The sequence below is a fragment of the Variovorax paradoxus B4 genome (assembly GCF_000463015.1).
In the GTDB taxonomy this organism is placed as follows: domain Bacteria; phylum Pseudomonadota; class Gammaproteobacteria; order Burkholderiales; family Burkholderiaceae_C; genus Variovorax; species Variovorax paradoxus_E.
The window spans coordinates 3,553,493-3,565,429 of sequence record NC_022247.1; the positions used below are offsets into that span (position 1 = coordinate 3,553,493).

Sequence of the window (11,937 nt, forward strand, 5' to 3'; positions counted from 1 at the left end):
GAGAGGTTCTGAATGCGGGGCTTCAGCGGATGTCGCTGTCGCCCTCGAGCAATTTTCGCGCAACGATCACACGCATGATCTCGTTGGTGCCTTCGAGGATCTGGTGCACGCGGGTATCGCGCACCAGCCGCTCGAGCGGGAACTCGCTCAGGTAGCCGTAGCCGCCGTGCAGCTGCAGCGCGTCGTTGCAGACATTGAAGCCCGCATCGGTCGCAAAGCGCTTGGCCATGGCGCAGTACGTGCTGGCATCGGCATGGTCCGCATCGAGCTTGCTTGCCGCGAGCCGCACCATCTGCCGCGCCGCGACCAGCTCCGTTGCCATGTCGGCCAGCTTGAACTGCAAGGCCTGGAAGCTCGCGATCGGCTTGCCGAACTGCTGGCGTTCGTGCAGGTAGCGGCGCGCCGCATCGAGCGCGCCCTGCGCCGCGCCCACCGAGCAGGTCGCGATGTTGATGCGCCCGCCATCGAGCCCCTTCATCGCGATGCGAAAGCCCTCGCCTTCCTTGCCCAGCAGGTTTTCGGCCGGCACGCGCACGTTGTCGAAGTTGATGGTGCGCGTGGGCTGGCTGTTCCAGCCCATCTTGTGCTCTTTCTTGCCGTAGCTCACGCCCGGCGCATCGGCCGGCACTGCGAAGGCCGAGATGCCGCCCGCGCCGCCGCCGCCCGTGCGCGCCATGAGCACCAGCACGTCGGTCGCGCCCGCGCCGGAGATGAAGGCCTTGCCGCCGTTGATCACGTACTCGGCGCCCTGCAGTTCGGCGCGCGTCTTGAGCGAGCCCGCGTCCGACCCGGCGCCCGGCTCGGTGAGGCAGTAGGAAGCCAGCTTGCGCCCGCTCGTGAGGTCTTCGCCCCACTGCTGCGCCACTGCATCGGTCGCCCAGGTGCCGAGCATCCAGGTCGCCATGTTGTGGATCGTGATGAAGGCCGTGGTCGAGGGGTCGACCGCGGCCATCTCCTCGAACACCAGTGCCGCATCGAGCCGCGGCAGGCCGAGCCCGCCGATGCGCTCGGGCGCATAGAGCCCGCAGAAGCCCAGCTCGCCGGCCTTGGCAATGGCCTCCTTCGGAAAGATGGCCTCCGCGTCCCACCGTGCCGCATGGGGCGCGAACTCGGCCTGTGCAAAATCGCGTGCGCTCTGCGCAAAGGCGTTCTGCTCTTCGGACAATTCGAAATTCATTGTTCGCGCCCCTTCCAGCGATCCAGTTCGGCAGTCCGTTGCCGGGTCGATTTCTCCAGACATGAATTGAACACCAGCGGCCAGATGGAGCCGCCTTCGTTCGCTTTCGAGGCCCGCTTGCAAGAGGGGTCGCGGCCCTTGAGCCAGGCGCGCTGCTCGGTGCGCAGCGCGACGCGCAGCTGCGGCGAGAGCGTCTTCATCACCTCGCCATAGCGGATGTTGAGCGCGGCGTCGGCGGCGCGAAAGTCGCGCACCGCGCAGGCGTTCATCTGCTGCTGGTTGCCGTCGGGCCTGCAGTCCAGCGGGTTGGCATCATCGGCCGCATGCGCGCCGGCGGCGAGCAGCAGCACGGCCGATGCCGCGACAGCGCGGAACGCGCGGCTCACTTGAGACTGATCGTGGTGTTGACGCCGTGCGAGACGGTGCTGTCGTCGAACCAGCGTGCCGTCACGGTCTTGGTCTGCGTGTAGAACATGATGACCTGCTTGCCGTACGGCCCCAGGTCGCCGAGCTTCGACGCACGCGAACCGGTGAACGAGAACATCGGGACCGGCACCGGAATCGGCACGTTGATGCCGACCTGGCCCACGTCGATGTCTTCCTGGAAGCGGCGCGCCGCGGCACCCGACTGCGTGAAGATCGCCGTGCCGTTGCCGTTCGGGTTGCTGTTGATCAGCTCGATGGCCTCGTCGATGTTCTCGGCGTCGGCCACGCACAGCACCGGGCCGAACACTTCCTGGTCATAGATCGTCATGCCGGGCTTCACGCCCGAGAAGATCGTCGGGCCCACGAAGTTGCCCTTCTCGTAGCCCGGCACGGTGGGCTTGCGGCCGTCGAGCTCGAGCTTGGCGCCGTCGGCCACACCGCGCTCGATGAGGCCGTTGACGCGCTCGTAGGCGGCGCAGGAAACCAGCGGGCCCACGTCCACGCCCTTCTCGGTGCCGGCGCCGATCTTCAGTGTCCTGGCCTTGGCGATCAGTTCGGGCACCCAGTTGCGCGCCTCGCCCACCAGCACCGCCACCGACACCGCCATGCAGCGCTGGCCGGCCGCGCCGAAGCTGGCGCCTGCCAGTGCGTTGAGCGTCTGCTCCTTGTTGGCGTCGGGCATCACGATCGCGTGGTTCTTCGCGCCCATCATGCATTGCACGCGCTTGCCGGCCAGCGTGGCACGGTTGTAGACATGCGTGCCGACCTTGGTCGAGCCGACGAAGCTGATGGCCTTGATGTCCTTGTGGTCGCAGATGCCGTTGACCACGGCTTCGCCGCCATGCACCACGTTCAGCACGCCGGGCGGAATGCCGGCTTCGAGCGCCAGTTCGGCGAGGCGCATGGTGACCATCGGGTCTTGCTCGGAAGGCTTCAGCACGAAGGTGTTGCCGGTGACGATGGCCATCGGGAACATCCACAGCGGAATCATGGCCGGGAAGTTGAACGGCGTGATGCCGGCGCACACGCCCAGCGGCTGCAGCAGCGTGTAGGTGTCGACCCCGTTGGCCACGTTGTTGGCCAGCTCGCCGAGCTGCAGGTTGCCGATGTTCGATGCGTGCTCGACCACCTCGAGGCCGCGGAACACGTCGCCTTCGGCGTCGGGCAGCGTCTTGCCCTGCTCGGCCGTGAGAATGGCGGCCAGCTCGCCCATGTTCTCGCGGATGAGCTGCTGGTACTTCAAAAAGATGCGGGCGCGCGCGCCGAGGGGCGTCTTGCGCCAGGTCTTGAAGGCGTCCTTGGCGGAGGCCACGGCGGCGTCGAGTTCAGCCTGTGTCGCAAACGGCACGCGGGCCAGCACTTCCTGCGTGGCCGGGTTGACGATGTCGCGCCATTCGGTGGTCTTGGATTCGACGAACTTGCCGCCGATCAGCAGCTTGACGGTGGCGACCTGGGTCTTGGGGGTGGTGGTGGCGTCCATGGGTTTTGTCTCCTGTGAATACGGGGCCTGCATGGCAGGTTCAAGTCGCATCCTAGCTTTGCAGATTTGCCATGACAATAGACAAATATGCGCCATCGCTTTGCAAAAATGCAGAGCCCACCCAAGGGAACGCGAGCACATGGACTGGGACAACCTTCGCTACTTTCTGGAGCTGGCCCGTTCGGGCACGCTGATGAGCGCCGCGCGCCGGCTCGAGGTGGACCACACCACGGTGGCGCGGCGCATCCAGGCGCTCGAAAAGGAAGTGGGCGCGCCGCTTTTCTCGCGCGAAGCGGGCGGCCACCGGCTCACCGAGGCGGGCCGCAAGCTGCAGCCGCAGGTCGAGGCCATGGAAAGCGCGTTCCAGGCGGTGGAAAGCACCGCGCCGGCCTCGCAGGAGGGCCTGTCGGGGCTGATCCGCATCGGCGCCACCGAGGGCTTCGGCACCGTGGTGCTGGCACCGCAGCTGGCGCTCTTCGCACAGCAGCACCCCAAGCTCACCATCGACCTGCTCGCGATGCCGCGGCTGGTGCACCTGTCGCGGCGCGAGGCCGACATCGTGATCTCGCTCGAGCGCCCGGCGCGCGGGCCCGTGGTCGTGACCAAGCTCACCGACTACACGCTCAGGCTCTATGCATCGAAGAAGTACCTGGCCGCGCACAAGTCCATCAAGACGCGCGAAGACCTGCGCGGTCATACCTTCATCAGCTACGTGGACGACCTGCTCTTCAGCAAGGAGCTGCAGTACCTCGACGAACTGCACCGCCCCGATGCCTTCGCGCTGCGCAGCACCAGCGTGCTCGCGCAGCACCGGGCGGTGCTGGCGGGCGCAGGCATTGCGGTTCTGCCGGCCTTCATCGCGGAGAACGACGGCGCATTGAAGCCCGTGCTGCCGGGGCAGGCGAACTTCACGCGCACGTTCTGGATGTCGATGCCCGCGGAGACGAAGCACCTGGTGCGGATGCAGGCGGTGTGGGAATTCCTGCGCGAGACGGTGCAGGCACAGCGGCAACTGCTGCTGCCCCATGCATGAATGACGCCGGGCCTCAGCGCCGCGGCGGCGCGAGGTCGGGGAAGTTCTGCGCCACGAACTCGACCACGAACTCCTGCGGGTCCACGCGCAGGTTCTGCTCTTCCGCACGATCGAGGTAGCTGCGCCAGAACTGCCGGATCTGGTCATGCACGTCGTCGGCAAAGCCCATCTGGGTGCCGACCATCTCCTGCCAGGTGCCGCTCGCATTGAAGGTCTGGGCGAGCCTGGGCTCCAGCGCCTCGAGCTTGGCGCGCTTGGCGTCGTCGAGCTGGTCGATGGCGTCCAGCACCAGGCAATCCACCAGCCGCAGCAACGGCCTTCCTTCGTATCTGTTCGTCGTCTGCATGCGCCAAGTTTCTCATTGCCCGGGGCCGGTGGGCCAGGCCGGTGCATGGCTGCCCGGCGGCATCGACGGGCGCGGCCATGCGGCCGGCGTGCGCGACAGATGCGCGCTGTGGCGCAGTGCGGCCAGCCTGCCGAAACCGGAGTCCGAGGTCTCCGCGTAGGGCTTCAGGTCGGGCCTGGCGATCGACAGCCCACCGGGCACGCGCCCGAGACCGCGCAGCCACTGCCCCGTCTGCGCCAGCGACACCTGCACGTGCCAGCTGCCGCCCTCCTGCTGCTGCCGCCAGAGCGCCGCGGCGGCGCCGAAGGCGATCAGGTAGCCCGTGGCCTCGTCGAGGATCTGCATCGGCAGCGGCCTGGGCTTGCCGTCGCCGGCCCCTTCGCCTTCGCCCTCGCCTTCGGCATGGTTGAAACCCATGGCCGTCTGCACCAGCGAATCGAAGCCGCGGCGATGCGCCCATGGGCCTTGCGTGCCATAGGCCGTGAGCGACACGCACACGATGCCGGGCGCGAGCCGCGCGAGTTCCGCCGGCCCGAAGCCCAGCGCCGCGATGCCGCCGGGCCGGTAGCCCTGCACGAAGACATGAGCCTGCGCGGCGAGCTGCCGCAGCGTGGCGCGGCCCGCGTCGGTGCGCAGGTCCACATGCGCCGACAGCTTGCCGCGGCTGGTTTCGGCAATGGATTCGATGTTCGGCAGGTGCGGCGAATTGACGAGCATCACGTCGGCGCCATACGCCGCCAGCGCACGGCCACCCACGGGACCCGCGAGGATGCGCGTCAGGTCGAGCACGCGCAGGCCGGTGAGCGGCCGCTGGTCTTCGCGCAGCGGCGGCAGCAGGAGCGGCGGCGCGTCGCCGATGCGCTCGATGGTGAAGAGCGGCTGTGCCGCGATGGCCTGGCCTTGCGGTGAGGTGTCCCATTCGTTGAAGCGGCGCAGCGCGGTCGCCACCAGGCCTTGCGCGGCGGCCGCGTCTTCGAAATCGCGTGCGTGCCATGTCGCCATCACCGCCTCGGCCTCCGCGCGCGTGGCAGCGGACGGATCCAGCTTCATCAGCCGCAGCGCGCCCTCGCGGTGATGCGCGAAGTTCGCGTGGATGCGCACCCAGCCGTCGGCGCAGCGGTACAGCCCGGAGAAAGTGTCCCACAGGTCGGGCACGCGGCCGTCGAGGCTGAACCATCCGGTGCAGTCGAGCGCCGCGTGCCGCATGTCGACGGCCACCTGCTGGCGCCCGGCGCCGCGCAGATGCCCCAGTTCGCAGGCCGCGAGAGCCGCCGCCGCGATGGTGCTCTGCGCGGCCGCGCCCACCGCGAAGGACGACGGCAGCACCGGGTCTTCGCCCGTGAGCCGCGCATGTTGCAAGGCCTCGACGGGCAGGCCCGCCTGCCGCCAGATGCTGTCCAGAGCTTCGCTCGCATTCATTTCATTTCTCCAGAACGTCCAAAGCAAAAAGGCAGGGCCCGCTCTCGCGGCCCTGCCCTTGGTTGTCGTTGCGTCGACTGCCTTACTGGATCAGCTTGGCGCCGGTCTTGGCCTGCAGCGCATCGAAGCTCACGCCCGGCGCCAGCTCGATCACCTTGAGGCCTTCGGGCACCACGTCCATCACGGCCAGGTCGGTGATGATGCGGTCGACCACGCCCACGCCGGTCAGCGGCAGCGAGCACTTCTCGAGGATCTTGAGATCCTCGGTGCCGTCCTTTTTCTTCGCGACGTGCTCCATCAGCACGATGACGCGCTTCACGCCGGCCACCAGGTCCATGGCGCCGCCCATGCCCTTGACCATCTTGCCGGGGATCATCCAGTTGGCGAGGTCGCCTTCCTCGCTGACCTGCATGGCGCCGAGGATCGACAGGTTGATCTTGCCGCCGCGGATCATCGCGAAGCTCTCGTGGCTGCCGAAGATGGCCGAGCCGGGGATGGTGGTCACGGTCTGCTTGCCGGCGTTGATCAGGTCGGCGTCGACCTGGTCTTCGGTCGGGAACGGGCCGATGCCGAGCATGCCGTTCTCGCTTTGCAGCCACACTTCCTTGTCGCCGACGAAGTTGGCCACCAGCGTGGGAATGCCGATGCCCAGGTTCACGTAGAAGCCGTCTTCGAGTTCTTGCGCCGCACGCGCGGCCATTTGGTCTTGGGTCCAGGGCATCTCAGGCTCCTTTGTTGTTCTTGACGGGGGCGGGCATTTCGCTGCCGGCGGCGGCCTGCGCAATGGCAGCCTGGGCTTCGACCTTGGCGGCCGCTGCATCGGCCGGAACGGCCGCGCTCACGGTGCGCTTCTCGATGCGCTTCTCGGGATTGGCGTTGAGGACGATGCGGTGCACGTAGATGCCGGGCAGATGGATGTCGTCGGGCGCCAGCTCGCCCACTTCGACGATCTTCTCGACCTCGACGATGCAGATCTTGCCGGCCATGGCGGCGGCGGGGTTGAAGTTGCGCGCCGTGAGGCGGAAGCGCAGGTTGCCCGACTTGTCGGCCACGTCGGCCTTGACCAGCGCCACGTCGGGCACCAGCGAGCGTTCCATCACGTAGGTTTCGCCGTCGAACTCGCGCAGTTCCTTGCCCTCGGCCACCTGCGTGCCGACCCCGGTCTTGGTGAAGAAGGCCGGAATGCCCGCGCCGCCCGCGCGCAGCTTCTCGGCCAGCGTGCCCTGCGGCGTGAATTCGAGCTGCAGTTCGCCCGCCAGATACTGGCGCTCGAATTCCTTGTTCTCGCCCACGTAGGACGCGATCATCTTCTTGATCTGGCGCGTCTCGAGCAGCTTGCCGAGGCCGAAACCATCGACGCCTGCGTTGTTGGAGATGCAGGTGAGATCCTTGACGCCGGAGTCGTGCAGCGCATCGATCAGCGCTTCGGGAATGCCGCACAGGCCGAAGCCGCCAACCGCGAGCGTCTGCCCGTCGGCCACGACCCCCTTGAGTGCCGCGTCTGCGGAGGGATAAATCTTGTTCACTCGGGCTCCTTGATGGATGGTGGAGAGTTGGCGAAAGCTTTGAAGAGCCTTGAACGATACTACGTAGTCGCATACGTAGTATTTCGTAATGGTGACCCCCGATGCCCGAGATCGATTACCGGCTGGCTTTTGAACACGCGCCCGTCGGCATGGTGGTGTCGAGCAACCGCACCATCGTGGCCTGCAACGAGCGGGTGTGCGAGATTTTCGGTGCAACGCCCTCCGCCCTGGTCGGGCATTCGTTCAGCATCCTGTACCCGAGCGTGGCCGAATTCGAGCGCATCGGCAAGCGCATGGAGCCGTTCCTGAACGCCAGCGGCCGCTATGCCGACAACCGCATGATGAAGCGCCTGGGCGGCCTGCACGGCGCCATCGCCGGCGAGACCTTCTGGTGCCACGTCACAGGGCACGCCATGAACCGCGCCGCGCCGCACGAAGCCGGCATCTGGACCTTCGAGGACCTGGGATCGCGCCGTGCCGTGAAGGCCGAGCTCACGCCGCGCGAGCGCGAGGTGGCCGCGCAGGTGATGCGCGGGCTCACGTCCAAGGAGATCGGCAAGGCGCTCGGCATCAGCCATCGCACGGTGGAGCTGCACCGGGCACGGCTGATGCGCAAGTACGCGGCGGCCACCACGGCGGAACTGGTGCAGAAGCTCATTGCGGGCTGATCGTTGCAAAAACGGAAACGCGGTGTCGGCGAAAGGCCTGCGCCACGGGGCTCGCCGATGGCTATCTTGGAGGCATGCGGGCACTTCGCCCGCAGCCACTCAGGAGCCGATATGACCACATCCCTTCATTCCGAAAAGAACCTGCTGCCGTCGCCCACGCTGTCGGTTGCACGCGCGCATGCGCTCGCCGCCCACCGGCTGCCAGTGACGCTCACGCTGGCAGCCATCATCCTGTCGGTGCTCGGCGTCAAGCCGTAGCCCGTTCGTTCAGTCGGGCTTGATGTCCGCCGCCTTGATCACCTTCGCCCAGGCCGCGAGTTCCTGGTCGACGAACTTGCCCAGGGCCGCCGGGTCCATGTAGGTGGCGAAGGCGCCCTGCTCGTCCACCTTCTTGCGGAACGACTCGCTTTCGACGATCTTCTTGATCTCGGCGCTGAGCTTGTTGACGACCTCGGGCGGCGTCTTGGCCGGTGCGAACACCGCGAACCACGATTCCACCTCGTAGCCCGGCAGCCCCGCCTCGGCCGAGGTCGGCACGTCGGGCATCGACGGATGGCGCTTGCTGCCCGTGTACGCCAGAGGCTTGATGCGGCCGCCCGCGAAATGGCCGATGACCGAGGGCGGCGTGGTGATGAACATGTCGACGTTGCCCGCGATCAGGTCGTTGATGGCCGGGCCCGAGCCCTTGTAGGGTACGTGCGTCATCGGCTGCCTGGCCTGCCGCGACAGCAGTTCGCCCGCGATGTGCTGGATCGAGCCGTTGCCCGACGAGGCATAGAACAGGCCGCCCTCTTTCTTCTTCTTGCCGTACTCGATCAGCTCCTTCATCGAATTCACCGGCAGCTTGCCGCTCACCGCGACCACGTGCGGTGCGCGCATCACCAGCGCCACCGGCACGAAGTCCTTGGTCGGGCTCCATTTGATCTGCGGAAAGAGCGCAGGGTTGCCGACGTGGTAGCCCGAGTACTGCATCAGCAGCGTGTAGCCATCGGGCGCGGCGCGTGCCACCGCCTCGGTGCCGATGTTGCCGCTGGCGCCGGGCTTGTTGTCGACCACGATGGGCTGGCCCAGTGCGCGCTGCAGCGGGTCGGCCACCATGCGCGCCATGATGTCGGTGGACCCGGCAGGCGCGGTGGGCACGATGAAGGTGATCGGTTTCGAGGGCCAGGTGTCGGCACTGGCCGCGGCGGCCGCCAATGCGAGTCCTGCGGCTATCAGAAGGCGATAGGTGGGTTTCATGGTTTTGTCTCCGGTGTTTTTAAAGTTGCATTCGAAGCCGGCCCGTCAGGGCGCCAGCTCGGATATCTCGATGAGATTCAGGTCGGGGTCGCGCACATAGACCGATCGGATGCGCGACGTGGCGCCGGTCCGCATCACAGGGCCTTCGAGGATCGGCACGCCCTTGTCTTTGAGCCGCGCGATCACTTCTTCCAGCGGCACGCTCGCGATGAAGCACAGGTCCAGCGAGCCCGGCGTCGGCACCTGCGCCTTGGGCTCGAACTCGTGGCCCTTCACATGCAGGTTGATCTTCTGGCTGCCGAAGCGAAAGGCCCTGCGGTCGGCGCCGAAGGTCTCCAGCGCCATGCCCATCACGTCGACGTAGAAGCGGGTGCAGGCCTCCTCGTCAGCGGTGGTGAGCACCAGGTGGTCCAGATGGTCGATCATGGGTTCAGCTCCTTGGCCCGGCGCGCATGCGCACGCGCCGCGCTGTCGTTGAAATCCGCCGGCGGCGCATGCCGTGTGAGCCGATGGCCGGCGCGCGGCACCTGGCTCGGCAAGTCGTGCTGCACCAGCGCTTCGAGTTCCGAGGCGGCATCGATCAGTCCGTTCAGGTCCATGCCGGTGTCGTAGCCCATGCATTGCAGCATGTGCACCACATCCTCGGTGGCGACGTTGCCGGTAGCGCCAGGCGCGTACGGGCAGCCGCCGATGCCGCCCAGCGACATGTCGAGCCGCTCGATGCCCGCCTCGACCGCCGCCAGCACGTTCGCGAGCCCCATGCCGCGCGTGTTGTGGAAGTGCGCCGTCCATTGCAGGCCGGGGTGCCTTGCCATCACGGCTTCGCAGAGGGCCTGCACCTGCGTGGGAAAAGCCATGCCCGTGGTGTCGCACAGCGTGACGCCCTGCACCTGCAGCGCCGCGAAGCGGTCGATCCATTCCAGCACGCCGGCCAGCGGCACCTCGCCTTCCATCGGGCAGCCGAAGACGCAGGACAGCGACACGTTCACGGGCACACCGGCCTGCCTGGCCAGCGCAATGACCTCGGCCAGCTGCGCGAAGGACTGCTCGCGCGTCATGCGCAGGTTGCTGAGGTTGTGGGTCTCGCTCACCGACATGACGACGTTGAATTCGCCGATGCGGCTCTCCAGCGCGCGCTCGGCCCCGCGCAGGTTCGGCACCAGCGCTGTGTAGACCACGCCAGGCTGGCGCACGATGCGCTGCATCACTTCTTCGCCGTCGCGCAGCGCGGGAATCGCCTTGGCCGAGGTGAACGACGTCACCTCGATCTTGGCGTAGCCCAGCGTGCCCAGCCGGTCGACCAACGCGATCTTGTCGTCGGTGGGAATGAAGCGACTCTCCATCTGGAAGCCGTCGCGCGTGGCCACTTCGTTGATGAAGAGCCGCTTGCCCTTGCCTTCTTTCATACGGCCTCGCTTTCTTCGGTGCGGCGCGCCGGCCAGCCCGCGCCCTGCAGGTCGCCCGTGTGTTCGCCGAGCCGCGGCGCGGGGTGCGCAATGCGCCCCGGCGTCGCGCTGAGCTTGGGCACCACGCCCGGCACCTTGAGCATGTCGCCGTCGGCGGTGGTCGCCTCGACGATCATCTGGCGCGCCAGGTATTGAGGATCGGTTGCGATGTCCGCCACCGTGTAGATGCGCCCGACCGGCACGCCGGCCGCATCGAGCACCGCCAGCGCCTCGTCGCGGCTGCGCTGCAGCGTCCAGGCCTCGATGGCGGCGTCGATCTCTTCCACGCGCTGCACGCGGCCGTCGTTGTGCACGAGCTGCGGATCGCTCTCCAGGTCCGCGCGGCCGATGGCGCGCATCAGCCGGCGGAAGATGCTGTCGCCGTTGCCTGCCACCAGCACGTAGTGGCCGTCGCTACATTTGTAGGCATTCGTCGGTGCAATCCCCGGCAACGCGCTGCCGGCGCGCTCGCGCACCGCGCCGAATGCGTCGTATTCGGGCAGCAGGCTTTCCATCACGTTGAAGACCGACTCGTAGAGCGCCACGTCGATGAACTGCCCTTGTCCGCCATGGGCCGTGCGGTGGTGCAGCGCCGTGAGCACGCCGATCACGCCATGCAGCGCCGCCAGCGTGTCGCCCAGCGAAACGCCCACGCGCACGGGCACCCGGCCCGGCTCGCCGCTCAGGTAGCGCAGCCCGCCCATCGATTCGCCGAGCACGCCGAAGCCCGGCTTGTCGCGGTAGGGGCCGGTCTGCCCGTAGCCCGAGATGCGCAGCATGATGAGCCGCGGGTTGAGCGCATGCAGCTGCTCCCAGCCCAGGCCCCAGCCTTCGAGCGTGCCGGGCTTGAAGTTCTCGATCAGCACGTCGGCCTCCAGTGCCAGCGCGCGCACGGCCTGCTGGCCTTCGGTGCTGCGCAGGTCCAGGCACACCGAGCGCTTGTTGCGCGACTGCACCTCCCACCACACCGAAGTGCCCTCGCGCAGCAGCCGCCACTTGCGCAGCGGGTCGCCGACGCCGGCGGGTTCGACCTTGATCACGTCGGCGCCGAACTCGGCGAGCGTCTTGCCGGCGAACGGGCCGGCGATGAGCTGGCCGAGCTCCAGCACCTTGAGGCCTTCGAGTGCGTTCATCTTGCGTCTGTCTCCTGATGGGTTGCCCCAACTCTAGAAACAGAT

The 11,937-nt window shown here is 67.4% G+C and carries 14 protein-coding genes; 3 read left to right on the top strand and 11 right to left on the bottom strand.

Annotated features, from left to right (window positions below; genetic code table 11):
- Positions 1-22: 22 nt before the first annotated feature.
- Genes VAPA_RS16575 through VAPA_RS16585 form a run of 3 tightly spaced genes read right to left on the bottom strand, consistent with a single transcriptional unit; the run spans position 23 to position 3,083 of the window.
- On the bottom strand, positions 23-1,177 hold the full coding sequence (locus tag VAPA_RS16575; RefSeq protein ID WP_021007919.1) for an acyl-CoA dehydrogenase family protein: 1,155 nt from the start codon (positions 1,175-1,177) through the stop codon (positions 23-25).
- Positions 1,174-1,563 (bottom strand): lysozyme inhibitor LprI family protein, encoded by a 390-nt coding sequence (locus VAPA_RS16580; RefSeq protein ID WP_021007920.1) that lies wholly within the window; start codon positions 1,561-1,563, stop codon positions 1,174-1,176. The genes VAPA_RS16575 and VAPA_RS16580 overlap by 4 nt, the downstream gene beginning before the upstream one ends.
- The gene (locus VAPA_RS16585; protein ID WP_021007921.1) at positions 1,560-3,083 is read right to left on the bottom strand and encodes a CoA-acylating methylmalonate-semialdehyde dehydrogenase; all 1,524 of its coding nucleotides are present in this window, start codon (positions 3,081-3,083) and stop codon (positions 1,560-1,562) included. Before VAPA_RS16585 ends, VAPA_RS16580 begins: the two co-directional genes overlap by 4 nt.
- A 139-nt stretch (positions 3,084-3,222) precedes the next feature.
- Here VAPA_RS16585 and VAPA_RS16590 point away from each other — a divergent pair, with 139 nt between their 5' ends.
- Positions 3,223-4,116 (top strand): LysR family transcriptional regulator, encoded by an 894-nt coding sequence (locus VAPA_RS16590; protein WP_021007922.1) that lies wholly within the window; start codon positions 3,223-3,225, stop codon positions 4,114-4,116.
- Between the two features lie 13 nt (positions 4,117-4,129).
- Here VAPA_RS16590 and VAPA_RS16595 read toward each other — a convergent pair whose 3' ends face one another.
- The 4 genes from VAPA_RS16595 to VAPA_RS16610 all read right to left on the bottom strand — a co-directional run bounded on the left by VAPA_RS16595 (position 4,130) and on the right by VAPA_RS16610 (position 7,407).
- Entirely contained in the window at positions 4,130-4,462 is a 333-nt protein-coding gene (locus VAPA_RS16595) for a hypothetical protein (RefSeq protein ID WP_021007923.1), read from the bottom strand.
- A 12-nt stretch (positions 4,463-4,474) separates the two neighbouring features.
- Positions 4,475-5,881 carry a CoA transferase gene (locus VAPA_RS16600; RefSeq protein ID WP_021007924.1) on the bottom strand — a complete coding sequence of 469 codons (1,407 nt, stop codon included), beginning with the start codon at positions 5,879-5,881 and terminating at the stop codon, positions 4,475-4,477.
- Between the two features lie 82 nt (positions 5,882-5,963).
- Complete coding sequence (locus VAPA_RS16605) at positions 5,964-6,602, bottom strand: 3-oxoacid CoA-transferase subunit B (RefSeq protein WP_021007925.1); 639 nt, start codon at positions 6,600-6,602, stop codon at positions 5,964-5,966.
- 1 nt (position 6,603) lies between these two features.
- Positions 6,604-7,407 (bottom strand): CoA transferase subunit A, encoded by an 804-nt coding sequence (locus tag VAPA_RS16610; RefSeq protein ID WP_021007926.1) that lies wholly within the window; start codon positions 7,405-7,407, stop codon positions 6,604-6,606.
- 101 nt (positions 7,408-7,508) lie between these two features.
- Between VAPA_RS16610 and VAPA_RS16615 the strand changes: the two genes are divergently transcribed.
- Complete coding sequence (locus tag VAPA_RS16615) at positions 7,509-8,075, top strand: LuxR C-terminal-related transcriptional regulator (protein WP_021007927.1); 567 nt, start codon at positions 7,509-7,511, stop codon at positions 8,073-8,075.
- A gap of 111 nt (positions 8,076-8,186) precedes the next feature.
- Positions 8,187-8,333, top strand: a complete 147-nt coding sequence (locus VAPA_RS34875) for a hypothetical protein (RefSeq protein ID WP_021007928.1) — start codon at positions 8,187-8,189, stop codon at positions 8,331-8,333.
- A 9-nt stretch (positions 8,334-8,342) separates the two neighbouring features.
- Here VAPA_RS34875 and VAPA_RS16620 read toward each other — a convergent pair whose 3' ends face one another.
- The 4 genes from VAPA_RS16620 to VAPA_RS16635 are packed head-to-tail and all read right to left on the bottom strand — an operon-like array spanning position 8,343 to position 11,892.
- Positions 8,343-9,314 (bottom strand): Bug family tripartite tricarboxylate transporter substrate binding protein, encoded by a 972-nt coding sequence (locus VAPA_RS16620; RefSeq protein WP_021007929.1) that lies wholly within the window; start codon positions 9,312-9,314, stop codon positions 8,343-8,345.
- 45 nt (positions 9,315-9,359) lie between these two features.
- Positions 9,360-9,740 (bottom strand): VOC family protein, encoded by a 381-nt coding sequence (locus VAPA_RS16625; protein WP_021007930.1) that lies wholly within the window; start codon positions 9,738-9,740, stop codon positions 9,360-9,362.
- Complete coding sequence (locus VAPA_RS16630; protein WP_021007931.1) at positions 9,737-10,720, bottom strand: hydroxymethylglutaryl-CoA lyase; 984 nt, start codon at positions 10,718-10,720, stop codon at positions 9,737-9,739. The genes VAPA_RS16625 and VAPA_RS16630 overlap by 4 nt, the downstream gene beginning before the upstream one ends.
- Entirely contained in the window at positions 10,717-11,892 is a 1,176-nt protein-coding gene (locus VAPA_RS16635) for a CaiB/BaiF CoA transferase family protein (protein WP_021007932.1), read from the bottom strand. The genes VAPA_RS16630 and VAPA_RS16635 overlap by 4 nt, the downstream gene beginning before the upstream one ends.
- Positions 11,893-11,937: the final 45 nt, after the last annotated feature.